We start from the raw sequence: 25,189 nt of genomic DNA on the forward strand, positions 1-25,189 counted from the left end.
GAGGGCAGAGAACGCAAAAAAGGCGCCCGAAGGCGCCAAGGATTCACCCCAACCGAGGGAGCCGGGTGAAGCCGTTCGCAGGAGTGTCGCGGTGGTAAGGCGCGACATGAACGGAAGAGGGCGGTCGTGCCCGCCCGCGGCGGGCACCTTGCATCATTTGCCGAGCTTGATCCTTGTCCAGCCGCGGTTCATCACGCGCTGGATGGCAATCGGCTGGTCCGGCACCGCGTACAGCGTGGCCAGTACATCCTGGGGCGGGTAGGACGCCGGGTCGTTGCGGATCGCTTCGTCCACCAGCGGCGTGGCGGCGGCGTTGGCGTTGCTGTAGCCGAGGCTGTTGGTGACCTCGGCGATGATGTCCGCGCGCATCAGGAAGTTCATGAACAGGTAGGCGTTGTCGACGTTGGTGGCGTCCTTGGGGATGGCCATCATGTCGTAGAAGCTGCCGGCGCCTTCCTTGGGAATGCTGAAGGCGACCTTCTCCTTGTTGCCGGCTTCTTCGGCGCGGGAACGGGCTTGCAGCACGTCGCCGGAGTAACCCACGGCCACGCAGATATTGCCGTTGGCCAGGTCCGAGATGTACTTGGAGGAGTGGAAGTAGGTCACCGACGGACGAATCTTCATGAACAGCGCCTCGGCTTCGAGGATTTGCGCCTTGTCCTTGCTGGTCACCGGGTAGCCCAGGTAGTGCAGGGCGGCGGGGAGCATTTCGGTGGGTGAGTCGAGGAAGCTGATGCCGCAGGCCTTGAGTTTCTCGGCGTTCTCCGGCTTGAACAGCAGGTCCCAGGAATTGATCGGGGCATCAGTGCCCAGGGCCGCCTTGACCTTGTCCGGGTTGTAGCCGATGCCGATCGAACCCCACATGTAGGGGAAGGCGTGGGCGTTGCCCGGGTCGCTGGCGGAGGCGTTCTTGAGCAGCACCGGGTTGAGGTTCTTCCAGTTGGGCAGCTTGGACTTGTCCAGTTCCTGGTAGACCCCGGCCTTGATCTGCTTGGCCAGGAAGCTGTTGGACGGCACCACGATGTCGTAGCCGGACTTGCCGGTGAGCAGGCGCGCTTCCAGGGTTTCGTTGCTGTCGAAGACGTCGTAGGTGACATGGATGCCGGTTTCGGCCTCGAACTTCTTCAGGGTGTCCGGGGCGATGTAGTCCGACCAGTTGTAGACGCGCAGCACCTTATCGTTGGCTTGAGCGCCAGTCACCATCGCGCCCATCAAGGACAGTGAGAGCAGGGTTTTGGCGAACAGTGTCCTGCCAAGCATTTTCATCACTACAACTCCATTTCTTATTGTGCAGATTGCTGCGTGTGCAAGGTGGATATCGGGGTGGAGGCTTTCGCGAGCCAGCTCGCTCCTACAGGGACCATACAAACCCTGTAGGAACCCGCTGGCTGGCGAAGAGGCCGTCAGGCCGTCGCCGGCGTTTGTACCGCAGGTTTTTTCGCCGCCGGTGGCTGCCAGGATTCGTTGGCGGTGAAGTCCATGGCTTCCTGGATCGCCCGCTTGCGGGCCGCTTCGGCGCGACGGCCGAAGTACCAGACCAGGAAGGTCACCAGCGACACCGCCAGCAGGATCAGGCTGGCCACGGCGTTGATCTCAGGTTTGACCCCCAGGCGCACCGCCGAGAACACTTCCATCGGCAAGGTGGTGGAACCCGGGCCGGAAACGAAGCTGGCCAGCACCAGGTCATCCAGGGACAGGGCAAAGGACATCATGCCGCCGGCCGCCAGCGACGGCGCGATCATCGGGATGGTGATCAGGAAGAACACCTTGAACGGTCGCGCTCCCAGGTCCATCGCCGCTTCTTCGATGGACAGGTCCAGCTCCCGCAGGCGCGCGGAGACTACCACGGCGACGTATGCGGCGCAGAATGTGGTGTGAGCGATCCAGATGGTGACGATGCCGCGTTCCATCGGCCAGCCGATCAATTGCGCCATGGCCACGAACAGCAGCAACAGCGACAGGCCGGTGATCACCTCGGGCATCACCAGCGGCGCGGTGACCAGGCCGCCGAACAGGGTGCGGCCCTTGAAGCGGGTGACCCGGGTCAGCACGAAGGCCGCCAGGGTGCCCAGGGCCACCGCCGCCACGGCGGTGTAGCAGGCGATCTCCAGGGAGCGCGCCACCGAGCCCATCAGCTGCTGGTTGTCCAGCAGGCCGACGTACCACTTGATCGACCAGCCGCCCCACACCGTCACCAGCTTGGAGGCGTTGAACGAGTAGATCACCAGGATCAGCATCGGCAGGTAGATGAACAGCAGGCCCAGCACCAGCATCAGTTTGGAAAATTCGAAGCGTTTCATGCCCGTGCCTCCATCTCTTTGGCCTGGCTGCGGTTGAACAGCAGGATCGGGATAATCAGGATTGCCAGCATCACCACCGCCAGGGCGGAGGCCACCGGCCAGTCACGGTTGTTGAAGAATTCCTGCCACAGCACGCGGCCGATCATCAGGGTTTCCGGGCCGCCCAGGAGTTCCGGAATCACGAACTCGCCGACCACCGGGATGAACACCAGCATGCAGCCTGCGATGATGCCGTTCTTGGCCAGGGGCACGGTGATCTTCCAGAAGTTGTTGAAATTGCTCGACCCCAGGTCCGACGCGGCCTCCAGCAGGCTCTGGTCATGCTTGACCAGGTTGGCGTACAGCGGCAGCACCATGAACGGCAGGTAGGCGTAGACCACGCCGATATAGACGGCGGTGTTGGTGTTGAGGATTTCCAGCGGCTGGCTGATCAGCCCGGTCCACAGCAGGAAGCTGTTGAGCAGGCCGTTGTTGCTGAGGATGCCCATCCAGGCATAGACGCGGATCAGGATCGCGGTCCAGGTCGGCATCATGATCAGCAGCAGCAAGACGTTCTGCGCTTCCTTGCTGGCCTTGGAGATGGCGTAGGCCATGGGGAAACCCACCACCAGGCACATCAGGGTGCTCAGCAGCGCCACCTTCAACGACCCTAGGTAGGCCGAGAAGTACAGCTCGTCGCCGGCCAGCATGGCGTAGTTGCCGAGGTTCAGCAGCAGCTGGAATTTCTGTTCGGCGTAGCTGTAGATCTCCGAGTAGGGCGGAATCGCCAGGGCCGCTTCCGAGAAGCTGATCTTCATCACCAAAAAGAACGGCAGCATGAAGAACAGGAACAGCCAGAGGAAAGGAACGCCGATCACCAGCTTGCGACCGCTGGGCAGCATGCGGAACAGTTTCTGATTTACAGTGCTCATGCTCGAAGTCCTCATGCCCGCAGCACCACGCCGCTGTCGTCTTCCCACCAGACGTAGACTTCGTCGTCCCAGGTCGGCCGCGCGCCACGGCGCTCGGCGTTGGCCATGAACGACTGGACGACCTTGCCGCCGGGCAGCTCGACGTAGAACACCGAGTGGCCGCCCAGGTAGGCGATGTCGTGCACCTTGCCTTTGGACCAGTTGTAGCGGGTGTCGGGCTTGAGGGTGGTGACCAGCATCTTTTCCGGGCGGATGGCGTAGGTCACCGACTTGTCCTGCACCGAGGTGCTGACCCCGTGGCCGACGTAGATCTGCTGGGCAAGGTCCGGGCAGTCGATGATGGCGTAGCCTTCCAGGTCTTCGGTGACGGTGCCGTCGAAAGCATTGACGTTGCCGATGAACTCGCACACCAGGCGGCTCACCGGCGCCTCGTAGATGTCCACCGGGCTGCCGGTCTGGGCGATCCAGCCCAGGTGCATGATGGCGATGCGCTGGGCCATGGTCATGGCCTCTTCCTGGTCGTGGGTCACCATCACGCAGGTCACGCCCACGCGTTCGATGATTTCCACCAGTTCCAGCTGCATCTGCGAGCGCAGTTTCTTGTCCAGGGCGCCCATGGGTTCATCCAGCAAGAGCAGCTTGGGGCGCTTGGCCAGGGAGCGGGCCAGGGCCACGCGCTGACGCTGGCCACCGGACAGCTGGTGCGGCTTGCGCCGGGCGTACTGGGTCATGTGCACCAGCTTGAGCATTTCCTCGACCCGGGCCTCGATCTCGGCGGCCGGCAGGCGGTCCTGCTTGAGGCCGAAGGCAATGTTCTGGGCCACGGTCATGTGCGGGAACAGCGCATAGGACTGGAACATCATGTTGATCGGCCGCTCGTAGGGCGGCATGTCGGTGATGTCCACGCCATCCAGCAGGATGCGGCCTTCGGTGGGGCGTTCGAAGCCGGCGAGCATGCGCAGCAGGGTGGATTTGCCGGAGCCGGAACCGCCCAGCAGGGCGAAGATCTCGCCCTGGTGGATCTCCAGGGACACATCGTCCACGGCCACGGTTTCATCGAACTTCTTGGTCACGCGGTCGATCTTGACCAGGACCTTCTGCGGGCTCGGGGTGCCTTCGAGGGCCTTGCGGTAAGTGCTGGAGGCGTTTGCCATGTGAAACTCCCAACAGGTGTCAGCAGCCTGGCCAATTCGGCCGGGCTTAAAGGTTGATTGCCAGCCCGCAGGGGGTGCGGGCTGATTCGGCGCTGCCTTCCTGGCGGCCTGACGCTATTTGTTGTTGTGGTCTTGCCGTTTGCTGCTCACGCCGAACGTCGGGCGCGCACAGGCGCGCTCGCCGTGGGGCAGGGCGTGGTGAATCGGGTTGAATGCCTGGAAGGCCGCCGCGGCGGCCGGGGTTTGCCGCTTAGCGGCGTTGCGCGGCCCGTTGCCGGCAGGCGTCGCCAAAGGCCTGGAAGATCCGCAGGTAGGCCGGGTTCGACAGCACCTGCCATTCCGGGTGCCACTGCACGCCGAAGGCGAAGGCTGCGCTGTGTTCCACCGACAGCGCCTCGATCAGGCCATCCGGAGCCACGGCCTCGACCCGCAGGCCGGGGGCCAGGCGGTCGACGCCCTGGCTGTGGATCGAGTTGACCTGGATCTCGCCGGTAAGGCCCATGGCCTCGAACACGCCGCCGGGCTGGATCGCCACCGGGTGCGCCGGGGCGTATTGCACTTCGATGCGCGGGTCGTCGGCTTCGCGGTGGTCCATGTAGCCCGGCAGTTCATGCACCTTCTGGTGCAGGCTGCCGCCGAAGGCCACGTTCATTTCCTGGAAGCCGCGGCAGATGCCGAGCACCGGCACGCCGGCGGCAATCGCCGCGCGCAGCAGGGGCAGGGTGGTGGCATCGCGTTGCGGGTCGTGGGCGGTGCCCGGTGCGCTGGGCGTGCCCTGGTAATGGAAGGGTTCGACATTGGACGGCGAGCCGGTAAACAGCAGCCCGTCCATGTTCTGCAGCAGATCGTCGATATCGATCAGATCCGCCAGGGAAGGAATGATCAGGGGCAGACCCTCGGCCGCGACGCTGACAGCACGCAAGTACTTGTCGCCGCTGACGTGGTAGGGGTGCAGGCCGATCTCTTTGACGCACGCAGTAACGCCGATCAATGGCTTGAATGCCATTTTTATCACCTCGAAATTCACGCTGGAACGAGTTTTTCCAGAGCTTATCCTCGTTGATTTTAATTAACAACTTCCATGTAAAAAATTCTAAACGTTATTCGTCCGAAACCCACAGGCGGCGCGGATTGCGTCAGGTATTTGTCTCTGTTGGAGCAAAATAATTGACGAAAAGCCGCCGCTGTTGGCTATTGACTCCGGTTTTTCTTTCGGGTTGACTGCTGGCGTGTCACAGCAGTGAACATAATAATTAACACAATAGGTGCATCATGTCGGTCCCCCCGCGTGCCATTCAGCTCAATGAAGCCAATGCCTTCCTGAAAAAACACCCCGAGGTTCTCTACGTCGATCTGCTGATTGCAGACATGAACGGTGTGGTGCGCGGCAAGCGCATCGAGCGCACCGCGCTGCACAAGGTCTATGAGAAGGGCATCAACCTGCCGGCCTCGCTGTTTGCCCTGGATATCAACGGTTCCACGGTGGAAAGCACCGGCCTGGGCCTGGACATCGGCGACGCCGACCGCATCTGCTACCCGATCCCCGGCACCCTGAGCGTCGAACCCTGGCAGAAGCGCCCCACCGCGCAACTGCTGATGACCATGCACGAGATCGAGGGCCAGCCGTTCTTCGCCGACCCACGCGAAGTGCTGCGCCAGGTGGTGAGCAAGTTCGATGCGCTGGGGCTGACCATCTGCGCCGCCTTCGAGCTGGAGTTCTACCTGATCGACCAGGACAACGTGAATGGCCGTCCGCAGTCGCCGCGCTCGCCGATTTCCGGCAAGCGTCCGCAGTCGACCCAGGTCTACCTGATCGACGACCTCGACGAATACGTCGACTGCCTGCAGGACATCCTCGAAGGCGCGAAAGAGCAGGGCATCCCGGCCGACGCCATCGTCAAGGAAAGTGCCCCGGCGCAGTTCGAGGTCAACCTGCACCACGTCAGCGACCCGATCAAAGCCTGCGACTACGCGGTGCTGCTCAAGCGCCTGGTGAAGAACATCGCCTACGACCATGAAATGGACACCACCTTCATGGCCAAGCCCTACCCGGGCCAGGCGGGCAACGGCCTGCATGTGCACATTTCGATCCTCGACAAGCAGGGCAACAACATCTTCGCCAGCGAAGACCCGGAAACCAACGAAGCCCTGCGTCACGCCATCGGCGGCGTGTTGGAAACCCTGCCCGAGCAGATGGCCTTCCTGTGCCCCAACGTTAACTCCTACCGTCGCTTCGGCGCGCAGTTCTACGTGCCCAACTCGCCGACCTGGGGCGTCGACAACCGCACCGTGGCCGTGCGCGTGCCGACCGGTTCGGCGGACTCGGTGCGCATCGAGCACCGGGTCGCCGGTGCCGACGCCAACCCCTACCTGCTGATGGCCTCGGTGCTGTCGGGCATCCACCACGGCCTGACCAACAAGATCGAGCCGGGCCCGGCGATGGAAGGCAACGCCTACGAACAGAGCGAGCCGAGCCTGCCGACCAACCTGCGGGACGCCCTGCGCGTACTGGACGACAGCGAAGTGATGGCCAAGTACATCGACCCGATGTACATCGACGTCTTTGTCGCCTGTAAGGAAAGCGAGTTGGCGGAGTTCGAAAACTCCATCTCCGACCTGGAATACAACTGGTACCTGCACACGGTCTGATGACCGTGGCGCCTCCTGTGTTGAGTATTTGCCATGACTAAATCCCGCAGCGACTGGGAGCAGCACTTCCAGTCCCTCAGCCTTGAAGGCCGTGCCTTTATCGACGGCCAGTACTGCGCCGCCGCCAGTGGCGCCACCTTTGAATGCCTGAGCCCGGTGGACGGGCGCTTCCTGGCCAACGTCGCCAGCACCGATCAGGCCGATGCCGATCGCGCGGTGGCGGTGGCGCGCCAGGCGTTCAACAGTGGCGTCTGGTCGGGCAAGGCCCCGGCCGAGCGCAAGCGCATCCTGCTGCGCTTTGCCGAGCTGATCCTGGCGCACCAGGAAGAACTGGCGCTCCTGGAAACCCTGGACATGGGCAAGCCGATCGGCGACTCCATGGCCATCGACATTCCGGCCACGGCCAACGCCATCCGCTGGAACGCCGAAGCCATCGACAAGCTCTACGACGAAGTGGCGGCCACGCCCCACGACCAACTGGGCCTGGTGACTCGGGAACCGGCGGGCGTGGTGGCGGCCATCGTGCCGTGGAACTTCCCGCTGATCATGGCCAGCTGGAAATTCGCCCCGGCCCTGGCGGTGGGCAACTCGTTCATCCTCAAGCCGTCGGAAAAGTCGCCGCTGACCGCGATCCGCATCGCCCAGCTGGCCCTGGATGCCGGCATCCCCAAGGGCGTGTTCAACGTCCTGCCGGGCTACGGCCACACCGTCGGCAAGGCCCTGGCCCTGCACATGGACGTGGACGTGCTGGCCTTCACCGGTTCCACCGCCGTGGGCAAGCAACTGCTGGTGTATTCCGGCGAAAGCAACATGAAGCGGGTGTGGCTGGAGGCCGGCGGCAAGAGCCCCAACGTGGTGTTCGCCGACGCCCCGGACCTGTGCGCCGCGGCTGAAGCGGCGGCCGCGGCCATCGCCTTCAACCAGGGCGAAGTCTGCACCGCCGGCTCGCGCCTGCTGGTGCAGCGCTCGATCCGCGAGCAGTTCATCCCGCTGCTGGTGGAGGCCCTCAAGGGCTGGAAGCCGGGCCATGCCCTCGACCCCGAAACCCGGGTTGGCGCGGTGGTGGATCAGCGCCAGCTGGACAACGTGCTGCGCTATATCGACATCGGCAAGGAGCAGGGCGGACAACTGTTGGCCGGCGGCGTCCGCGCCCTGGAAAGCAGCGGTGGCCTGTATGTCGAGCCGACGATCTTCGACGGCGTGACCAACGCCATGACCATCGCCCGGGAAGAGATCTTCGGCCCGGTGCTGTCGGTGATCAGCTTCGATACCGAGGAAGAAGCGTTGCAGATCGCCAACGACAGCACCTTTGGCCTGGCGGCCGGGGTCTGGACCGCCGACCTCAGCCGCGCCCACCGCTTCGCCCGTGGCCTGCGGGCCGGCAGCGTGTGGGTCAACCAGTACGACGGCGGCGACATGACCGCGCCGTTCGGCGGCTTCAAGCAGTCTGGCAACGGCCGCGACAAGTCGTTGCACGCCTTCGACAAATACACCGAGCTCAAAGCGACCTGGATCAAGCTCTAACTCTTATAACAACAGCGGCGGCGGGCCTAGGCCCGTACCCGCTGGGGAATTTCTCATGCAAACCTACGTGAACAGCTACTACGCGGCGACCCGCAACCAGACCACCGACTACCCGCAACTTGAAGAGTTGGTGGAGTGCGACGTCTGTGTGATCGGCGCCGGCTACACCGGCCTGTCCTCGGCCTTGTTCCTGGCGGAAGCGGGCTACAGCGTCACCGTGCTCGAAGCGGCCAAGGTCGGCTTCGGCGCCAGCGGGCGCAACGGCGGGCAACTGGTCAACTCCTACAGCCGCGACGTGGACGTGATCGAAGAACGCTACGGCGAAAAAAGCGCCGAAGTGCTCGGCAGCATGATCTTTGAAGGCGCCGACATCATTCGCCAGCGCATACAGCACTACGACATCCAGTGCGACTACCGTCCCGGCGGCATCTTCGCTGCCCTGAACAACAAGCAGCTCAAGGGCCTGGCGGAACAGAAACGCAACTGGGAACGCCTGGGCAACCACAACCTGAAGCTGCTCGACAAGGCGCAGATCGACCGCGAAGTCGGCACCAGGAACTACATCGGCGGCCTGCTGGACATGCAGGGCGGCCACATCCACCCACTGAACCTGGCCCTGGGCGAAGCCAGCGCCATCATCGGCCTGGGCGGCAAGATCTTCGAACAGTCGGCGGCGGTGGAAATCACCTACGGCGAACCCAACGTGGTGCGCACCGCCAAGGGCGTGGTGCGCGCCAAATACCTGCTGATCGCCGGCAACGCCTACCTGCAGCAGGACCTCGACCCGCGCGTGACCCGCAAGAGCATGCCCTGCGGCTCGCAGATCGTGGTCACCGAGCCACTGCCTGAGCAACTGGCCCGCAGCCTGATCACCCACAACTACTGCGTGGAAGACTGCAACTACCTGCTGGACTACTTCCGCCTGACCGGCGACAACCGCCTGCTGTACGGCGGTGGCGTGGTCTACGGCGCCCGCGAACCGGACGACATCGACCAGCTGATCCGGCCGAAGATCCTCAAGACCTTCCCCCAGCTCAAGGACGTGAAGATCGACTACCGCTGGACCGGCAACTTCCTCCTGACCATGTCGCGCATGCCGCAATTCGGCCGGATCGAAAAGAACGCCTACTACATGCAGGGCTACAGCGGCCACGGCGTCACCTGTTCGCACCTGGCCGGCAAACTGATTGCCGAAATGATCCGCGGCGACGCCGAACGCTTCAACGCCTTCGCCTCCCTGCCGCACATGCCGATGATCGGCGGCCGCACCTTCCAGGCCCCGCTGACCGCCATGGGCGCCGCGTACTACGCCCTGCGCGACCGTTTCGGCATCTAAATGCACGTAGCGGCTACAGCCCCACTCTGTAGCCGCTGCCGCAGGCTGCGACGAGGTCCGCAGGACCTCCCGACGCCCCCGACAGCGCCCACATATCCCCCGCGGCACCCCTCATCGCCAGCCTTTACAGCTGGCCTGTCAAACATGTTTAAATAGCCGCCTTTTCAGGCTCCAGGGCAGCCAAATCGCGACATTCGCGACCCAACCGCCACAAAAATACCCTTAAGTACTTCTCGCATAAGGCTGTTATGGACACGGGCACCCGACTCAAACTCGTTCGCGAAAGCTACAAACTCTCCCAGCGCGAGCTGGCCCGTCGCAGTGGCGTCACCAATGCCACCATCTCCCTGATCGAACAGAACCGCGTCAGCCCCTCCGTCAGCTCCCTGAAAAAGCTGCTGGAAGGCATCCCCATGTCCCTGGCCGACTTCTTCACCTTCGACCAACCGCCCCGCGAGCACCAATACGTGTTCCGCGCCAACGAACAGCCGGACCTGGGCCGCGACGGCCTGCGCCTGCTGATGATCGGCGCCCCGGTGGCCAACCGGCAGATGCGCTTTCTGCGCGAGCAATACGCCCCCGGCGCCAGCTCCGGCGAAGAGGCCATCGTGCACAGCGAAGGCGAAGAGTGCGGGCTGGTTGTTCGTGGCACTGTGGAGTTGACCGTGGACGGGCAGGTGAGTGTGTTGAATCCGGGGGATGGGTATTACTTTCCGACCACCTTGCCTCATAGCTTTAGGAATATTGGGCAGGATGAGGCGGAGATCATCAGCGCCAATACCCCGGCGAACTTCTAAGCGCGTTGCTCACTGATTCAACATGGCCTGTTGTAAGCCCGGATATCTCTGGCTCGAAGCGGAGCTTTCTGGCTGAAAAGCTTTCCCTTGTTCCAAGGTTGATGGCGGTATCTAGCAATAGTGTTGATGGCTCGTCCTCCGCGTTGAGGGGAGAACAAGGGTGAATCAGTCACAAGGGCTGGTGGCCGCTTTCCGATCCGTAGCTGCCGGTGGCGATAGTAAAAAGCGGGAGATAACGACCGAGGCTGTGTGAAAACGTCTTTGGGCGCGTTTGCCAGTCAGAGCCACAATGAAAATTGCACTCCGACGCAGGTTTCAGGTCTGCTGGCTAACAAAATGCCAGTAGGTTTACGTAGCAACGCGGACTTTAAAACGATGCGTGAGTTTTCACACGGCCTGGACCTATAGCCGCCAGTTTTTGCTGGCGGCAACACGGTGAAGACCAGTCGTTGTCCTGCGCTGATGTTTAATCAGGCGAAACAGTTTTCAGCACTGGTCCGTAGTCATGTTTGAATCCTTGCGTGCCAATGGTGAGCTTGCCCCGGTCCTGCCTTCATAACGACCATAAAACAGGTAGTGCTGATAACCGCTGGAGAAGGCGCCGTTGGAGATTGCGGCCTTCACATCCTGGTTCGACTGCAGATATTGCTGCTCATCAAAGTCTTCTGCGCTGGTTTCGTTGTCCGGCTTCCCAAGTGCTTCACTATCAATTGGGAGGCCTAGAATGCTGCGGCGTTGAAAATCCATGATGCGACTGACAGCGTGGCGCTCCATCGGCCCTTTATTGGGATACATGGCGTACAAGTGCAAACCATTTTTTGCGCAACGATTGCACATGTCGACGCAATTTTTCTTAGTGGATTTAAGGCTTGTCAGTTGCTCTAGTGGCAGTTCTAGATATTTTCCGACTTGGTACTCGGATTGATTGAAGATAGAGCAGCAAAGTACAGTGTTGCCATTACAATCGAGTACCAGCATTTGGTCTTTTAGCATACACGCCTCCTTCGGGTAGTGCTGGACCAGGTTGATCAGATCATCGTAGGGCGGTAATGCGAGTCTATTAAGGGTTTCACGATCTGCTTCGGTGACGGATGAATCACGCTCGATGATGGCAAGGGTTTTTTCCAGTGGCATCATCACGGAATAACCTGTACTGAAACTGAAGCCCAAGTGCGCACTAAATTCGCGCATCAAGCTTTCTTCTTCCAAGTTGTCTAAATAGCGATGGTAGTAGACTTCGATTAATGTATTAAGATTGTATTGTCGTTTGATGTCATGCAACTTGATCATGTTTTGCTTGACAACTTCGATGTCGCCTCCCACATGTCCCTGTACGTAGGTGCTTTGATGGAAGCCGGACAGAGAAATACGGAAAAATGAAGGCTCAGCCCTTAGGGCTTGTTCCATATTCTTGGCAATATTCAAGTTGGTGCTAATGCCGCTGGCGATGCCTGCGGCGTTTATCAGCTGGATAAATTCACCAATTTGCGGATGAATTAAAGGTTCAGTCCAGTTGTAAAGATGAATCGAGTCGACACCCTCCAGCTTGGCTTTTTCTACTATTTGCCTGAACGTCTCGATCTGCATGGATTTTTTGAAATTATTATTTTCAGAGTTCCCCATCGGGCATGAGGGGCAGCTTAAATTACACGCTCCAACTATATCGACAAACATATGCATTATGGGGATCTCGTTATATGAGTTGTGTTAATGCTGCGGTAGGCTTTAAGTGTCAAATACAATCTGGTAGCCGCCGAATTTTATGTTGATAATTTGACGGAAATAAATATTACAAGCAATATTTGGGCCATGACGGGGTGTGTAATGCGATTATATTAGGCCGCATTTGGCCGTTCTATGCCGGTCACGGCTGACTGCTTCTGGCCGAAAACAGCCGTTAACAACCGGATCACCGCATGCTTTTTAAACGATAATCTGCTGGAAATCCTCGACTGCGCTTGTGGTCCGCAGGACCTTTCACAGATCCGCTTTGCCATCGGCCTGTTGCTCAGTGATGGCTTCGATCTGTTATGTACCTTGGGTGATAGAACCTTGGGGCAGGCTGATCCTGCGTAACCTCTGGTTGAGTAATGAAGCAACAAAAAAGGCGACACAATGCGTCGCCTTTTTGCTTGAGCGGGGCGCCTCAAAAAAGCCGCTCTGCGCCCGCTGTTCTGCCTCTATCGTCGATCTCAGCAGCCGGAAGCCTTGAGTTTCGTGCCGATGGTCACCGCGCTGACTTGCACCTTTAGCTGCTTCAGGCCGCAAGTAGTCACTTATGAACGGCTGAGGACAGCGTGACGCGGTCAGTCGCTTAAAACACTTAACAAAGCACCGATCGCCACAGTCATCAGGGCTCGGGAATAGCTCATTCGGTCGAAGCAACCGAGGCTTTGCTCCCCAAGCGAATCAGTTCATTGGAAAAGCACAGGCCGAGGATGATCAGTGCCGCTCCCGCATACAGGCTTTCACGCGGAACTTCATTGAGCGCCACAAACGCCAGCAGCGCGGCGAACAGTGGCTCGGTCAACTCCAGCGCTTGCACTTGGGATGGCTTGAGATACTCGATGGCCTTGGTGGTGCAGAAGAAGCCCAGGATTGTCGGCAGCGTGGCCAGCGCCAGCAGGGCGGCGATCGCCAGTGGCGACAGTTCGCCCATCGTGAAGCCATCGGCCGCCGCCGGCATCAGCAGGTACAGGCCGCCGAAGAACAACAGTTGGCGGGTGAAATGCAGTCCTCCCGACACCCCCATGCGTTTCATGGCAACCGAAAAGGCCCCATAGCCGCAGCCGGCCATGGAGGCAAGCGCCGCACCTTGCAGGGTAAAGCCCTGCTGCAGGTCGCCGCCGAAGATCACCGAGATCCCAGCGATGGCCAGTGCGGCGCCAATGGTGGCGTTCGCGGTGATGGCGTCCTTGAGGAAAATGCGCCCCAGAATGATCGAGGAAATGGAAGCACTGGCCATCAGAACCACCACCACACCCGCCGCCGCGTAGTGTCGGTAGGCGGAGGTTTCGAAATGGAACAGCACAAAGATGCCAAGGAAGGCGCAGATAGCCGCCTGAATCCAGTGGGTCGACTTCGTCGGGCGCTTGAGGAAAAACAGCAAGATCGACAGCAGCACGCAACCCAGTAGGGTCTTGATGACAGCGACACTGCTCGCGGTGAAACCATTATTCATGAGGACTTTGCTGAGTACACCGATCGTTGCGTTCAGTGCCGCGGCGCAGAGTGCAAACATGACGCCTTTGCTGAAAGTGGATTGCATTGATGACGATCCCTGTCGCTGAATGGTTGTTCGATAGAATGCCGCCCGCATCGACGGCGCACAGTTTGAGTGGACGAAGACCCCAGCCATCCCAGCCGTGATCAGGGCATAAGCTCGATCGCCCGGCAGGATGTTGTCGACCTTCTTGAAGTTCCTGCAAGCAAGGCTGGAGAACGTGGCTGGATCAGGTGGATGTTCACTATGATTGCACTTTCAAGTGAATGAGTCCGCGTAACTTGCCTGAGGAAGTTTCCTCTAATCGGGGCTAACAGGGGGGGGGCGCCCGGAAAGGAGAAACCAGCGGCTAGCGCTTGGCTATGCAATGAGCGTTGACGAAGGTTGCAGTGTGCTGCAACGACTGACGTATATCCGGTTTGGCGATTCCATGCCTGCTGGCAAATTGCTCGACGGCCGCGGTATCAAAACGAGTGGTCTGGATGAAGTCCAAGGCTTCGGGCTGGGTATTCATGAATCGCGCGACGGGAGGAATGCTCAGTAGCCACTTCAGCAATCGGAGCGGAATGTGATGCTGGGGAGACTTCAAGCCCAAAGGTTGTGCCACCTGCACCAACATTTCTCGCAAGTTGGGCGTTTGCGCATCCAGCGCCAGCAGTTCCTGGCCCGCCATGGCCGGATCAAAAGCACTCGCCGTCATCAGCTCCACCAGGTAGTCCACGGTGACCAGTGGCAGCCAGTGCCTGGCGGTACCGGGCACGGCCGTCAGCTTTCCCTGCACCAGGTTGCGTATCAGCGCCACCAGCGGCTGGCCGTCGAGGATATGCCCCGTGCGGCTGTGGCCACACACTGTCGCGGGGTGGACAACGGTCAGCTCTCCGCCCTTGGCGGACATGGTCTCCAGGGTCACAAAATGCGCTTCCAGCTTGCTCGCTTCGTAACCACCGACATTTCGGTAGATAGCAGGCCAATTCGTCCGCTGCGGATGGCGAGGATCGATGCCGATGCGTTGCAGGTGTTCATGATTTTTCAGCATGTAGCCGCCGATCATCACCAACCGGCTGTTTTGCTCAGCTGCCAGCAGCGCCACGCGCTTGGCCCCTTCCACGTTCACCGCGCGAGACTGTTCCAAGGAAAGCCCCCAGGCGAAGTGGGCACCCAGGTGGAAGACGACTCTGGCGTGCCTCAGCACCTCTCGGTCGGCAGGGCTCAACCCGAGCTGGTCCCGTTCCAGATCGCCGGCCACGGCCAATACCCGGGAGGCGCAGCCGCCCAAATGGTCGACTTGCTCCCGCAGTGCTGCGAGTCGCTCTGGGCGACGCATCAGCACCCGAACGGTGTGACCTTTTGCACTCAGGTGCGCCAGCAAATGTTGACCGATGAAGCCGGTACCCCCGGTGACAAAGCACTCCACGCTCATTTCCCTGTTCCTTGTTGACGGTGAGAAATCAAGCGTAAACTATCGACCCAACTCTATGGTCAAGCGGTGTTTTCATGAAAATTGGCGAAATCGAGGCCCGTAGCGGCGCCAGCCGCCATACGCTGCGTTACTACGAGCAAATCGGCCTGATCTCATCGCAGCGGCGGACGAACAACTATCGTGTTTACACAGAGCAAACGCTGCAGGACCTGGACTTTATCCAGCGGGCACAAAGCATGGGGTTTTCCCTGGGGGAAATAGGCGAGATTCTCGATGCGCAGCGCAACAAGCAGATCGACTGTGCCGAGGGCGCCAAGCTCATTGAAAAAAAGATGGCCGAAATCAAACAGAAAATCGCCAACTTCCAGAGCATCTATCGGTATCTGGATGTAGAGCGTGCAAAGCTCGAAGCCAGTGCTGCCGAGCAACTTGCGCTGCAGCGGCTGAACGACGCTTCCAGCTGAACGCTCAGTAACTCAAGAAGGGAAACTGGCGAATCCGCAGTCCGCTGTTTTCAGACTCAGGTTCGGCAGGGCTTGTTGGCACCGGCGCCCATTCAATCAATCAGGTGAGTCAATCGCCCAGCCCGCTGCTTGAAATCGGCCGCTATCACCATAGGAAGGCACTTTCACATGTCATACCGACTGGCCATTTTCGACTTTGACGGCACGCTCGCTGATTCCTTTCCGTTCTTTGTTTCGGTGTTTAACCAGGTTGCCGACAGGCACGCATTCAGTCGGATTCACCCACAAGAGTTGGACTGTCTGCGCAAGCAAGGGGCTCGCGAGATCATGGCCCATCTCGGAATGCCCCGCTGGAAGTTGCCTATGGTGGCGCGAACGTTCATGAGCCTGATGAAGCAACATCAACGCTCGATCCCACTGTTTAACAACATTGCCGAGACCCTGAGTCATCTTGATGAGAAGGGACTGATTCTGGCGGTGGTGTCTTCCAACTCGCGAGAGAACATCACGCACATTCTAGGCGCCAGTTGTCGACATATCCGGGCCTTCGAGTGCGGCGTTTCGATTTTCGGCAAGGCGCCTCGCTTGCGCCGGGTCATGCGCAAATTCGATGTGGAGCGAGAGCAGGTCATCTACATCGGCGACCAGCCTACGGACGGTGAAGCCGCAGCGACTGCCGGTATCGCCTTTGGCGCGGTCGCCTGGGGATATGGCGCATACGATGCATTTCACAGCCTTCAGACCCATGAGTGGTTCGCCGATGTGAGCGAGTTGCGGCGGCTATGCGCCGGATAGGCAGGAAGACGGCTGAACGCACTCATCTACAACGGCACCCGACATCCGCGCTTGACTCTGTCCCTTGGGACAACCCGCATCCTGCCTTATCTGTTCCAGCTTCCGCCGTCAGCGGACAAGGCAATTCATGAGTAGCTTATCGATGGTCACCGGTGCCAATGGGCATCTGGACAATACCCTGGTGCGGGCGCTTCTGGCTCGCGGGCAACGGGTGCGTGCTAGGGGGGGCGTGACCCGGATCGAAGCCCCCGCGCTGATCTTCTCTAGGCATGCAAATGCTTTTTCAGGAACGACCGGGTTCGTTCGTGGGTCGGGTTTTGCAGGATCTGCTGTGGCGCGCCTTCCTCGACCACCACGCCGCCGTCCATGAAGATGATCCGGTCCGCCACTTCACCGGCAAAGCGCATTTCGTGGGTGACGATCAACATGGTCATGTGCTCGGCGGCGAGTTGCTTCATGACCTGGTTGACCTCTTCCACCAGCTCCGGGTCCAGCGCCGAGGTCGCCTCATCGAACAGCATGACCTTGGGGCGCATCGCCAGGGCCCTGGCAATGGCCACGCGCTGCTTCTGCCCGCCCGACAGGCGGGAAGGGTACTCGTCGAACTTGTTGGCCAGGCCCACCTTGGACAAGTACTCCATGGCCAGCTCACGGGCCGCGGCTTTGTTCAGCCCTTTGAGCTTGATCGGCCCGAGGGCGATGTTTTCATGCACGGTCAGGTGCGGGAACAGATTGAAGTGCTGGAACACCATGCCCATCTGCTGGCGCACGCTGTTGATGTGCTGTTCGAATGCGCGACCTTTCAAGGGCCGGTTGACGTGTTCGCCTTCCAGCCAGACCTCACCCTCGTTCAGCACTTCCAGGTGGTTGATCGAGCGCAGCAGGGTGCTTTTACCCGAACCGCTGGGGCCGATGATGGCGATGATCTGTCCGCGCGAGACAGACAGATCGATGCCTTTGAGCACTTCTAGGGCGCCATACGCCTTGCGCGCGCCCTTGACTTCAACCATGAGCTTTTCTGTGGTCATCGTGACATCTCTACCTTATTTTCAAGAAGGTGCAGGCCGGCTTCCAGAACAAGATTGACCGCGTAATAAATCACCGCGACGGCCAGATAGAATTCGAACGGGCTGTAGGTTTCGCTCACGGCGCGCTGGGCGCTGTAGACCAGCTCGGCAATGCCGATGATCGACACCAGGGAGGTGTCCTTGAGCAAAACGATCAGGTTGTTGCCCAGCGGTGCCAGGGTATTGCGCAGTGCCTGCGGCACAATCACGTAGCGTTGCGCCTGGCTGCGGCTCAGGCCAATGGAGCGCGCGCCTTCAATCTGGCCCGGGTCGACCGACAGGACACCGGCCCGAATGACGTCGGCGTTGTAGACCGCAAAATGCAGGCTCAGGCCGATGATGCCGGCCAACAGGGCCGGGATATCGATCCCCACTTGCACCAGGCCGTAATAGATCACGTACAGCTGCAGCAGCAGTGGCGTGCCCATCAGCAGCCAGGTCAGGAAACGTATGGGCAGGGAGACCAGTTTCGGGGTGTAGAGCACGATCAGGGCAAAGGCGATGCCGGCCATCAGGCTCAACACACTGGAGCTGAGGAACAGGACGAGGGTCCACCAGAGCCCGGTCGCCAGTAGTTCGGAATAGGGTGTCACGATACTCAGGTCGAGGCTTGGCATGGGGGCGTCTCACTTGGCCGCGAAGCGTTTATCGAGGTGGTCCACCATCAGCCTGACCGTGTAGACCATGGCGATGTACAAGATGGCCGACACCGTGAAGATCTCGAATGGCTTGTACGTGGAGCTGATGAAACGCTGCGCGGTATAGGAAAGCTCGACCACGGAGATGGTCGATACCAGCGCCGAGCCCTTGATCAGCGCGACCGCATTGACCCCCAGTGGCCTGATCATCAATTTGGCGGTTTGCGGGAGGGTGATCAGCCACAGGGTCTGGCCCTTGCCGAAACCGATTGAACGCGCCGCTTCGACCTGGCCGGGGTCCACGTTGCTGATTGCGCCACGAATGGATTCGGCCATGTAGGCGGCGATGTTCAGGCCCAGGCCGATGACCCCGGCGGCAAAGGGTTCCAGCTCAAGGCCGACCTGTGGGCCGCCAAAGTAGAGAAGGAACAGCTGGACCAGGCAGGGGGTGCCACGAAAAACGCTGATGTAGACCCTGGCCAGGCAGCGAAGCATGAAGAAGCCGGACAGCCGGGCCGCGACCAGCACCACCGCCACCAGCAAGCCCAGCAGCAGTGCCAGCAGTGAAACGTGCACCGTGACCCAGGCCGCCTCCAGAAAAAACGGCAGGGTGCGCTGTATAAGTGTCAGATCCATGGGAAGGCTCGGAAAAGTCGGATTGACTGGCCCGACCCCAGGTCGAGCCAGGCTGAAGATGAGTCAGCGAATGTCCTTGCCAATCCACTTCATCGAGATCTTTTCGTAGCTGCCATCGGCCAGCATGTCGTTCAGCGCCTGCTGCATCGCGGCCTTGAGTTCAGGGTTGTTCTTGCGCAGCGCAATGCCCATGCCTTCGATGCCGCCGTCCTGTTCGGGTGGGGTGATGATGCGAACTTTCTGCCCGGTTTCCTTGACGGCCACCAGCACCGGAACGCTGTCCATCACCAGCGCGTCGAGGCGCCCGGCGTCCAGGTCGACCAGCATCTCGGGAAGCCCTTTATAGGTTTTCACCTTCAGGTTGCCGCGCGCCCTGGCCCATTTGTCGTGGGCGTCGCCCAGGGTGACGCCCACCTTCACATCCTTCAGGTCATCCAGGCTGTTGATCGGGGAGTCTTCTTTCACCACGATGGTGCGGCCGGCGTGGTAGTAGGGGCCGACGAAGTCCACGGCCTTCTGGCGCTCCGGGGTAATGGTCATGGAGGCGATGATGGCGTCATATTTTTTCGCCAGGAGCCCGGCGATTATTCCGTCGAAGGGCGTGGTAACGATGCTGACTTTCACCCCGAGCCGTTGGGCCAGGGCTTCGCTGATGGAGGCGTCGAAGCCGACGATCTGGTTCTGCTCGTTGGCAAAGCTGAAGGGCGAGTACTGCCCGCTCATGGCGATGCGAATTTCTTTGGATGCCTGGATCGATTGCAAGTCATCAGCCTGAGCGGCTAAAGGGCACAGGAGCGCCGCGGCCGCGACGGTGGATGCAGCAAACAGACACTTGAGCGTTCTGGTTAGCATTGGATGGCACCTTTGAAGAATTATTAATTATTGTTTTTTGGGCTCTTCACCCAGGCCTCGGGAAAAGCTTTGCATAGGCCGTTCTGGAAAGCACCCGGCAAGGTGTCCGCCAGCCGGACACATTGCCGGAGTTGGCCGACACTATGTCGGCCATGCACGCAGGCTGTCACTCACGCGCAGGTCCTGGCGCTCTACTGCAGGGCCGCCTTGAAGCTTTCGTCCAGCACTTCCAGCAGGAAGTCGGCGTTCTTGTGGTTGAAAATCATCGACGGGCGCATTTTCAGAACGTTGTCATGGGGGCCTTCGGTGCCGATCAGAACACCGCGTTCCCGGGCGCCGTCGGCGACCTTTCTGGCCAGTTGCGTGGCCGGAACTTTGCTCTGGCGATCGGTGACCAGTTCGATCCCGAGGAACAGCCCCAGCCCGCGCACATCGCCAATGACCGCGTAGCGTTGCTGCAGTGTGCGAAAGCCATCGAGCAGGTAGTTGCCCACCGTCAGCGCGTTGAGTTTCAGCTGGTCGCGTTCAATCACCTCAAGAACGCTGAGCCCCACGGCGCATGCCACCGGGCTGCCGGCGAAGGTGTTGAAGTACTCCATGCCGTTGTTGAAGCTGTCGGCTATTTCGCGGGTGGTCACCACCGCCGACATCGGGTGCCCGTTGCCAATGGGCTTGCCCATGGACACGGCATCGGGCACCACCCCCTGGGTTTCAAAGGCCCACCAGTGGCTGCCCACTCGGCCAAAGCCGACCTGGACCTCATCGGCCAGGCACAGCCCGCCCTCGGCGCGAACCATGGCATAGACCTCCTGCAGGTAGTTTTCCGGGAAAAACAGCTGCCCGGCGACACTGGGAATGGACTCCGCCAAAAAGAACGCCGGGGCCCGGCCCTGCTGGCGCATGCTGTCGATCTGCTCGGCGACACTCTGCGCGAAACGCTTGCCCAACTCTTCGAATGGCCAGTCATCCGCTGCGCGGTAAACGTCCGGCACGGCCGCCTCGAATACATGCTCTGCACGGCCCTTGCCGGCCTTGCGCTTGTACTTGTAGGGGCTCAGGTCAATCAGCTCCTGGGTGGTGCCGTGGTAGGCCCAATCCAGCACGATGGCGTCGTTGCGCCCGGTGTGATTGCGCGCCATGCGCAGCATCAGGCTGTTGGCTTCACTGCCGGAACAGCCGAAGGAGGCGACGGCCAGGCCCTTGGGCAGGGTCGCCGTGAGTCGCTCGGCGTACTCGACAATGTTGTCGTGCAGGTAGCGGGTGTTGGTGTTCAGGCGCGATGCCTGGCGCGCAAGGGCCTGCACCACATCCGGATGCGAGTGGCCGAGATGGCAGACGTTGTTGAAGCAGTCCAGATAGGCGCGGCCGAAGTTGTCGATCAACCAGACCCCATCGCCGCGCACGAACTTGATCGGGTCCGAGTAGGAAATCGACAAGTTGGGCAGCAGCAGTTCCTTACGCTGCGCCACGATCTGTGCCTTGGTCCGTCCCTGCTGGTGGTAGGTTTCCGGAGGGATGCCGGCCAGCGTCGAGGCATCGGGGAACAGGTCGGCCCACACCTCAAGATAAGCGCACTCACCGACGCCGATGAACTCGCTGGCTTGCAACTGGGTGTCGGTGGACATCTGGAAATGCACATGGGGCAACCAGCCGCCATTTTCCGTGTCCGCGCCCATGTAGCCCACCAGCGCGCCAGCGGCAAGGTGGTCGCCGGGCTTGAGGCGTGTCAGCGCTTCGTGGGCCATGTGCCCCCACAGGGTCAGGAAGGGCGGGCAACCGGCCGGCGAGTGTTTGAGCATGATCAGCCCGCCGTAGCCCAGCGGTTCCCGCTCGACCTCGACGCTCTGCACCACACCGGCAACCGGCGTATACAGGGGCGTTCCGGCCGGCATGATCAAGTCGACACCCAGGTGGATGATCCGGCGCTGCCCTTCAATGAAGCGCGATTCAAAGGCGCTGTCGGTGTAGATGGTCCTGGCTTCGCCCCAGGGCCCGATGCCCAGCGGCACTTGATGCGCTGCGGAGAAATCGTTCCACCACTGGGTCGCCTCTGCCGGGCGCTGCTTGGCGGAAGCGACCGTCATTTCGTGGGCGGCATCGGCGAACGGAACAATGGCCTTGTTCAGGGTCGCCGCCGATGGATGCACGATCTCTGCGAAGGACTGGCGGTGTTCATCCACCCAGCGGCGAATGGCCCCGGCACCCTCTATCGCGTCGTAGCCACAGGCCTTGCGCAGGATCGCCGTGGCCAGGCGCGGGTTCATGCGATCCATCTTTTCCAGCAGGCGCCAGGCCGGGGCCTCGCTGATGGCCAGGTAAGGATTGTCCTGGGTCTGTTCGTGGCGCGAGGCCGACAAGGTGACGCTGATCACCAGGCGCATGGCGATCAGATTGAACAAAACGTCCAGCTCTTGCGGCTGCAACGGGTAGCGCTCGTGGAAGCCGCCGGTGAGGGCGGCCGCCGCGCCGATGGGGTCTTGCGTGTCGAGAATGGCGTAGGCGCAGGTGATGGCGACTTCGGCAATCAGCACCGTGTGCACGGCATCGCCAAAATCGATGATGCCCGAGACCTGCTGCCGGTTCTGCGGGTCGACGAGGATGTTCCAGTCATTGCCGTCGTTGTGAATGACCTGGGCACGCAGCCGCGCAAGCGTCGGTGCCACCTGCTGTTCGAAAGCGTCAATGAAGCGTTGCGCAATCGCTCGTCTGTCGGGGTCCTTGATGAAGTGCAGGCGGGCTCGCGAACGCGCGGCGTGCCGCAGGTCCCAGTCCAGGTCGCGCACCGCGCCGGGATGCATGAAGCCCTGCAGTGCACGGTCCATGTCGGCGAACGACTGGCCCAGGTGGCGCATCAGTTCGAAGGTGCGCGGGACCTCGGCCAGCGGTGTGCCCGGCAGCCAGCTCACCAGGCGCACCGCGTGGGTTTCGCCGGAAGGCGCTACCGCCGAGGCAAGGCAATCACCGGCAAGGCTCTTTTTCAGCTGCGGCACGGCCAGCTCGGGGCAGGTAGTGGCCAGGTGGCTGAGGATGGCGGCCTGCAGCTCGCTTTCAATGCGCGGTTCGCTGGCGTTGACGACTTTCAGGATCCATCCCGCATCGCTGGCGGTCTTCAACCGGTAGTTGCAGTCTCGCTCGCCGTCCAAGGGCGAGGCGCTCGCGCTGACATTGAAAAGCTGCTCGGCCAGGTGTTCGGCATCACGGGGTGAAAACTGCGGGGCGGGGTGGGAAAGGTCAGTCATGGTAATGGTTTTCCAAGTTATTTTTTTCAGTTAGCTTGGCATGCGAAATCTTCGAGGGCAGTAGGTATGCGGTCGGCTTTGGCCTGCATATTGTCGGAATCGACCGGCACAAACTCGGCAGTCAATTTGAGGAGTTTCAATGCGCGACCTGGACGCGAAAGATCGCGAAATACTCGACATTCTGTCTAAAGAGGCGCGGATCGCCCTGAAGGCCCTGGCCGCGAGAATCGGGCTGTCCAGAAGCGCCACCAGCGAGCGCGTCAGCAACCTTGAACGCAATGGCGTGATCAGAGGCTACCGGGCGGACATTGGCGAAATCGACGCCAATGTGATTCGCGCCATGTTCCTGGTGTGCCTCAAGCGCACACCGGCCATCAGCCTGCTGGACCTTCTGGCCCAGCATTCACAGGTGCGCCGCATCTCTTCGGTCAGTGGCCAGCTGGACCTGGTGATCGAGATCGAATCACGCACCATCGATGACCTGAACCGAGTCCGGGATGCCGTGGCCAGTCACGAGTCGGTGGAGGACATCACCACCGCCGTGGTGCTTCGCCGCGACATCGACCGACAGGCCTCCTGATTCGCCGCGCTCGCCCGGGATACGTGGCGGGCAAGCCCCTTTGCCGCGGTCGTGAGCGCGCCGCGCTGTACAACGCCCATCGGCAAATCATAAAATGAGAAGCATTATCATTAGTGCGAATCTCTCATGCCCAACCACAGCCTTTCCTCGCCAGTCGCCCAGCTGTATGCGAACCATCACGGCTGGCTGCGCGGCTGGTTGCATCGGCGCCTGGGGCACAGTGCCGATGCCGAGGACCTGGCTCACGACACCTTCATCCGCGTGTTGCGCTCCCAGGAGGATGTGCGTGAGCTGCGCCAGCCCATGGCGTTCCTGGCCACCATCGCCAATGGCCTGCTGATCAATCGCTGGCGCCGGCAGGCCATCGAGCGGGCTTATCTGCAGGCGCTGGCGGCGCGGCCGGTGGGGGAGGAGCCTTCGCCGGAGGAACGGCACTTGATGATCGAGACCCTGCTGCAGCTGGATTCGCTGCTGGTGGGGCTGTCGTCGCGGGTGCGGCAGATTTTCTTTCTGTCCCAGCTCGATGGCTTGACCTATCCGCAGATCGCCGCGCAGTTGGGCTTGACCGTGGCCCAGGTGCAGCGGGCTATGGGCAAGGCGTTCAGTGTCTGCTACGCGAGCCTTTTTGAATGAGTGGCGCGGCGGTTGATCCGCGGGTGCGCGATAGCGCCATCGATTGGCTGGTGCGATTGCAGTCCGGGCTGATGAGCGCCGCCGAGCAGCAGGCCCTGCTGCACTGGCGCCAGGCCAGCGCCGAGCATGAGCACGCCTGGCAGCGGGTCAGCCGCTTGCCGCTGATGTTGCAGCCGGGGGCCGAGCTGTTGGCCGATGCCACGGCGCGTCGGGCGTTGCAGGCGGCCGGCGCTGATCCGCAACGGCGCCGGCAGGTGCTCAAGTGCCTGTTGGCGCTGGGGCTGCTGGGGGGCGCCTCCTGGCAGGGGGCGGATTCCACCCTGGTGCGTTCGGCCCTGGCCAGTTACCGCACGGGCATCGGTGAGCGCCGGCGTTGGGCCCTGGCGGACGGTGGTTCGCTGTGGCTGAACACCGCCAGTGCGGTGAATCTGGGCTTGAGTGCCGGGCAGCGCAGCGTGCAGTTGATCGAGGGCGAGCTGGCCCTGGATACCCCGCCGGCATCGGCGTCGCTGCAACTGCAAACGCCGGATGCCGTGTTGTACGGCCGTGGTGCCCATCTGCTGGTGCGCCATGATCGCCAGGGCACTCAGGTGACGGTGTTGCGCGGCCTGGTGCAGGTCAGTGCGCGGCAGCAGCCGACGCCGCTGGCGTTGCAGGCCGGTTGGCAAACCCGGGTCGATGGCCGGGGCGCAGGGCAACCGAGTTCCGTCGATGCATTTCTGGCCCAGGCCTGGCTGCGCGGCATCCTGCCTGCCGAGCGCATGCGCCTGGATCAGTTGCTGGCAGAGCTTTCGCGCTATCGCCCGGGCTTCTTGCGGTGCAGCGACGCCGTGGCGGCCTTGCGCGTGACCGGCAGTTTCCAGCTGGACGACACCGATGCCGCCCTGGCCCTGGTGGCCAATACCCTGCCGGTGCGCATCGAGCGCAGGACCCGTTACTGGGTGACGGTGGTGGCGGCCTGAAGATTTTTT

At 61.2% G+C, this 25,189-nt stretch carries 22 protein-coding genes and 1 pseudogene; 9 read left to right on the forward strand and 14 right to left on the reverse strand.

Translation table 11 applies throughout. The features are described from left to right. Positions 1-153: 153 nt before the first annotated feature. The 5 genes from LXM55_RS28315 to LXM55_RS28335 form a co-directional block, all read right to left on the reverse strand. The gene (locus tag LXM55_RS28315; protein WP_233323520.1) at positions 154-1,260 is read right to left on the reverse strand and encodes a polyamine ABC transporter substrate-binding protein; all 1,107 of its coding nucleotides are present in this window, start codon (positions 1,258-1,260) and stop codon (positions 154-156) included. Between the two features lie 143 nt (positions 1,261-1,403). Beyond that, the gene (locus LXM55_RS28320) at positions 1,404-2,300 is read right to left on the reverse strand and encodes an ABC transporter permease subunit (protein ID WP_233323423.1); all 897 of its coding nucleotides are present in this window, start codon (positions 2,298-2,300) and stop codon (positions 1,404-1,406) included. Further along, positions 2,297-3,178: an ABC transporter permease subunit gene (locus LXM55_RS28325; protein ID WP_164990763.1), complete on the reverse strand. Its 882-nt coding sequence runs from the start codon at positions 3,176-3,178 to the stop codon at positions 2,297-2,299. The genes LXM55_RS28320 and LXM55_RS28325 overlap by 4 nt, the downstream gene beginning before the upstream one ends. Before the next feature lie 44 nt (positions 3,179-3,222). Then, positions 3,223-4,365, reverse strand: coding sequence for a polyamine ABC transporter ATP-binding protein (potA, locus tag LXM55_RS28330; RefSeq protein ID WP_233323424.1), 1,143 nt, complete (start codon positions 4,363-4,365; stop codon positions 3,223-3,225). A 250-nt stretch (positions 4,366-4,615) separates the two neighbouring features. Beyond that, positions 4,616-5,371, reverse strand: coding sequence for a gamma-glutamyl-gamma-aminobutyrate hydrolase family protein (locus LXM55_RS28335; protein WP_233323425.1), 756 nt, complete (start codon positions 5,369-5,371; stop codon positions 4,616-4,618). A gap of 266 nt (positions 5,372-5,637) precedes the next feature. On the opposite strand from LXM55_RS28335, the gene LXM55_RS28340 reads away from it, so the two are divergent. The 4 genes from LXM55_RS28340 to LXM55_RS28355 all read left to right on the forward strand — a co-directional run bounded on the left by LXM55_RS28340 (position 5,638) and on the right by LXM55_RS28355 (position 10,671). After that, positions 5,638-7,014 (forward strand): glutamine synthetase family protein, encoded by a 1,377-nt coding sequence (locus LXM55_RS28340; protein WP_233323426.1) that lies wholly within the window; start codon positions 5,638-5,640, stop codon positions 7,012-7,014. A 33-nt stretch (positions 7,015-7,047) separates the two neighbouring features. Continuing rightward, a complete protein-coding gene (locus tag LXM55_RS28345) occupies positions 7,048-8,538 on the forward strand; it encodes an aldehyde dehydrogenase (protein ID WP_233323427.1) in 1,491 nt (496 codons plus the stop codon). A gap of 55 nt (positions 8,539-8,593) precedes the next feature. Beyond that, complete coding sequence (locus tag LXM55_RS28350) at positions 8,594-9,874, forward strand: NAD(P)/FAD-dependent oxidoreductase (protein WP_233323428.1); 1,281 nt, start codon at positions 8,594-8,596, stop codon at positions 9,872-9,874. 248 nt (positions 9,875-10,122) lie between these two features. Beyond that, positions 10,123-10,671 carry a cupin domain-containing protein gene (locus LXM55_RS28355; RefSeq protein ID WP_060838667.1) on the forward strand — a complete coding sequence of 183 codons (549 nt, stop codon included), beginning with the start codon at positions 10,123-10,125 and terminating at the stop codon, positions 10,669-10,671. Between the two features lie 35 nt (positions 10,672-10,706). Here the strand turns inward: LXM55_RS28355 and LXM55_RS32565 are convergent. The 4 genes and pseudogenes from LXM55_RS32565 to LXM55_RS28370 all read right to left on the reverse strand — a co-directional run. Further along, positions 10,707-10,799: pseudogene (locus LXM55_RS32565) on the reverse strand (integrase); the annotation flags it as partial. A gap of 358 nt (positions 10,800-11,157) precedes the next feature. Beyond that, positions 11,158-12,351, reverse strand: a complete 1,194-nt coding sequence (locus LXM55_RS28360; protein WP_233323429.1) for a radical SAM protein — start codon at positions 12,349-12,351, stop codon at positions 11,158-11,160. A gap of 688 nt (positions 12,352-13,039) precedes the next feature. Beyond that, the gene (locus LXM55_RS28365; protein WP_233323430.1) at positions 13,040-13,939 is read right to left on the reverse strand and encodes a DMT family transporter; all 900 of its coding nucleotides are present in this window, start codon (positions 13,937-13,939) and stop codon (positions 13,040-13,042) included. A gap of 304 nt (positions 13,940-14,243) precedes the next feature. Then, the gene (locus LXM55_RS28370; protein ID WP_233323431.1) at positions 14,244-15,314 is read right to left on the reverse strand and encodes an SDR family oxidoreductase; all 1,071 of its coding nucleotides are present in this window, start codon (positions 15,312-15,314) and stop codon (positions 14,244-14,246) included. Positions 15,315-15,388: 74 nt separating this feature from the next. Between LXM55_RS28370 and LXM55_RS28375 the strand changes: the two genes are divergently transcribed. Continuing rightward, positions 15,389-15,778: a MerR family transcriptional regulator gene (locus tag LXM55_RS28375; RefSeq protein ID WP_233323432.1), complete on the forward strand. Its 390-nt coding sequence runs from the start codon at positions 15,389-15,391 to the stop codon at positions 15,776-15,778. A 168-nt stretch (positions 15,779-15,946) separates the two neighbouring features. Then, positions 15,947-16,573 carry an HAD hydrolase-like protein gene (locus tag LXM55_RS28380; protein ID WP_233323433.1) on the forward strand — a complete coding sequence of 209 codons (627 nt, stop codon included), beginning with the start codon at positions 15,947-15,949 and terminating at the stop codon, positions 16,571-16,573. A gap of 263 nt (positions 16,574-16,836) precedes the next feature. On the opposite strand, the gene LXM55_RS28385 is transcribed toward LXM55_RS28380, so the two are convergent. From LXM55_RS28385 to LXM55_RS28405, 5 genes are all read right to left on the reverse strand, one after another. After that, a complete protein-coding gene (locus tag LXM55_RS28385) occupies positions 16,837-17,601 on the reverse strand; it encodes an amino acid ABC transporter ATP-binding protein (protein WP_325169923.1) in 765 nt (254 codons plus the stop codon). Further along, a complete protein-coding gene (locus LXM55_RS28390) occupies positions 17,598-18,257 on the reverse strand; it encodes an amino acid ABC transporter permease (protein WP_233323434.1) in 660 nt (219 codons plus the stop codon). The genes LXM55_RS28385 and LXM55_RS28390 overlap by 4 nt, the downstream gene beginning before the upstream one ends. Positions 18,258-18,266: 9 nt before the next feature. Next, positions 18,267-18,914, reverse strand: coding sequence for an amino acid ABC transporter permease (locus LXM55_RS28395; RefSeq protein WP_233323435.1), 648 nt, complete (start codon positions 18,912-18,914; stop codon positions 18,267-18,269). A 63-nt stretch (positions 18,915-18,977) separates the two neighbouring features. Then, a complete protein-coding gene (locus LXM55_RS28400; protein WP_233323436.1) occupies positions 18,978-19,766 on the reverse strand; it encodes an ABC transporter substrate-binding protein in 789 nt (262 codons plus the stop codon). 191 nt (positions 19,767-19,957) lie between these two features. Then, entirely contained in the window at positions 19,958-23,005 is a 3,048-nt protein-coding gene (locus LXM55_RS28405) for an aminotransferase class III-fold pyridoxal phosphate-dependent enzyme (RefSeq protein WP_233323437.1), read from the reverse strand. Between the two features lie 139 nt (positions 23,006-23,144). Between LXM55_RS28405 and LXM55_RS28410 the strand changes: the two genes are divergently transcribed. From LXM55_RS28410 to LXM55_RS28420, 3 genes are all read left to right on the forward strand, one after another. Then, positions 23,145-23,585 (forward strand): Lrp/AsnC family transcriptional regulator, encoded by a 441-nt coding sequence (locus LXM55_RS28410; RefSeq protein WP_233323438.1) that lies wholly within the window; start codon positions 23,145-23,147, stop codon positions 23,583-23,585. 126 nt (positions 23,586-23,711) lie between these two features. Then, complete coding sequence (locus tag LXM55_RS28415) at positions 23,712-24,218, forward strand: sigma-70 family RNA polymerase sigma factor (protein WP_110723872.1); 507 nt, start codon at positions 23,712-23,714, stop codon at positions 24,216-24,218. Beyond that, the gene (locus tag LXM55_RS28420) at positions 24,215-25,180 is read left to right on the forward strand and encodes a FecR domain-containing protein (protein WP_233323439.1); all 966 of its coding nucleotides are present in this window, start codon (positions 24,215-24,217) and stop codon (positions 25,178-25,180) included. The genes LXM55_RS28415 and LXM55_RS28420 overlap by 4 nt, the downstream gene beginning before the upstream one ends. Positions 25,181-25,189: the final 9 nt, after the last annotated feature.

The organism is Pseudomonas sp. Au-Pse12 (genome assembly GCF_021341665.1).
GTDB lineage: Bacteria > Pseudomonadota > Gammaproteobacteria > Pseudomonadales > Pseudomonadaceae > Aquipseudomonas.

What these genes read in the sequence shown, in the direction of transcription:
- LXM55_RS28405 (WP_233323437.1), bottom strand. Translation starts at nt 23,005, where the DNA reads ATGACTGACCTTTCCCACCCCGCCCCGCAGTTTTCACCCCGTGATGCC.
- LXM55_RS28395 (WP_233323435.1), bottom strand. Translation starts at nt 18,914, where the DNA reads ATGGATCTGACACTTATACAGCGCACCCTGCCGTTTTTTCTGGAGGCG.
- LXM55_RS28400 (WP_233323436.1), bottom strand. Translation starts at nt 19,766, where the DNA reads ATGCTAACCAGAACGCTCAAGTGTCTGTTTGCTGCATCCACCGTCGCG.
- LXM55_RS28390 (WP_233323434.1), bottom strand. Translation starts at nt 18,257, where the DNA reads ATGCCAAGCCTCGACCTGAGTATCGTGACACCCTATTCCGAACTACTG.
- LXM55_RS28365 (WP_233323430.1), bottom strand. Translation starts at nt 13,939, where the DNA reads ATGCAATCCACTTTCAGCAAAGGCGTCATGTTTGCACTCTGCGCCGCG.
- LXM55_RS28385 (WP_325169923.1), bottom strand. Translation starts at nt 17,601, where the DNA reads ATGACCACAGAAAAGCTCATGGTTGAAGTCAAGGGCGCGCGCAAGGCG.
- LXM55_RS28355 (WP_060838667.1), top strand. Translation starts at nt 10,123, where the DNA reads ATGGACACGGGCACCCGACTCAAACTCGTTCGCGAAAGCTACAAACTC.
- LXM55_RS28335 (WP_233323425.1), bottom strand. Translation starts at nt 5,371, where the DNA reads ATGGCATTCAAGCCATTGATCGGCGTTACTGCGTGCGTCAAAGAGATC.
- LXM55_RS28420 (WP_233323439.1), top strand. Translation starts at nt 24,215, where the DNA reads ATGAGTGGCGCGGCGGTTGATCCGCGGGTGCGCGATAGCGCCATCGAT.
- LXM55_RS28415 (WP_110723872.1), top strand. Translation starts at nt 23,712, where the DNA reads ATGCCCAACCACAGCCTTTCCTCGCCAGTCGCCCAGCTGTATGCGAAC.
- LXM55_RS28350 (WP_233323428.1), top strand. Translation starts at nt 8,594, where the DNA reads ATGCAAACCTACGTGAACAGCTACTACGCGGCGACCCGCAACCAGACC.
- LXM55_RS28380 (WP_233323433.1), top strand. Translation starts at nt 15,947, where the DNA reads ATGTCATACCGACTGGCCATTTTCGACTTTGACGGCACGCTCGCTGAT.
- LXM55_RS28360 (WP_233323429.1), bottom strand. Translation starts at nt 12,351, where the DNA reads ATGCATATGTTTGTCGATATAGTTGGAGCGTGTAATTTAAGCTGCCCC.
- LXM55_RS28345 (WP_233323427.1), top strand. Translation starts at nt 7,048, where the DNA reads ATGACTAAATCCCGCAGCGACTGGGAGCAGCACTTCCAGTCCCTCAGC.
- LXM55_RS28315 (WP_233323520.1), bottom strand. Translation starts at nt 1,260, where the DNA reads ATGCTTGGCAGGACACTGTTCGCCAAAACCCTGCTCTCACTGTCCTTG.
- LXM55_RS28375 (WP_233323432.1), top strand. Translation starts at nt 15,389, where the DNA reads ATGAAAATTGGCGAAATCGAGGCCCGTAGCGGCGCCAGCCGCCATACG.
- LXM55_RS28340 (WP_233323426.1), top strand. Translation starts at nt 5,638, where the DNA reads ATGTCGGTCCCCCCGCGTGCCATTCAGCTCAATGAAGCCAATGCCTTC.
- LXM55_RS28410 (WP_233323438.1), top strand. Translation starts at nt 23,145, where the DNA reads ATGCGCGACCTGGACGCGAAAGATCGCGAAATACTCGACATTCTGTCT.
- LXM55_RS28320 (WP_233323423.1), bottom strand. Translation starts at nt 2,300, where the DNA reads ATGAAACGCTTCGAATTTTCCAAACTGATGCTGGTGCTGGGCCTGCTG.
- LXM55_RS28370 (WP_233323431.1), bottom strand. Translation starts at nt 15,314, where the DNA reads ATGAGCGTGGAGTGCTTTGTCACCGGGGGTACCGGCTTCATCGGTCAA.
- potA (WP_233323424.1), bottom strand. Translation starts at nt 4,365, where the DNA reads ATGGCAAACGCCTCCAGCACTTACCGCAAGGCCCTCGAAGGCACCCCG.